Source organism: Rhizobium sp. SVR5-2C (assembly GCF_056755115.1).
Genome location: NZ_JBNDHT010000580.1, coordinates 1 through 237 on the forward strand (window position 1 = coordinate 1; position 237 = coordinate 237).

Here is a 237-nt window from a genome sequence, read left to right on the forward strand (position 1 = left end):
GGGGGGGGTTCGACGGTTCCTCGATCGGCGGCTGGAAGGCGATCAATGAGTCCGACATGGTGCTGATGCAGGATACGGAAACGGTTCACATGGACCCTTCCTTCGCGCAGTCTACCATGGTCATCGTCTGCGATATTCTGGATCCGGTTTCGGGCGAAGCCTATAGCCGCGATCCGCGCTGCACCGCCAAGAAAGCTGAAGCCCATCCCAAGGCATCCGGCATCGGCGACACCACCC

General features: G+C 60.8%; 1 protein-coding gene. It reads left to right on the forward strand.

What is annotated here, in order from left to right; all coding sequences use genetic code 11:
• Window positions 1-237, forward strand: a 237-nt coding sequence (locus ACPYOI_RS36980) for a glutamine synthetase beta-grasp domain-containing protein (protein WP_481424299.1), incomplete at both ends; no start/stop codon positions are given.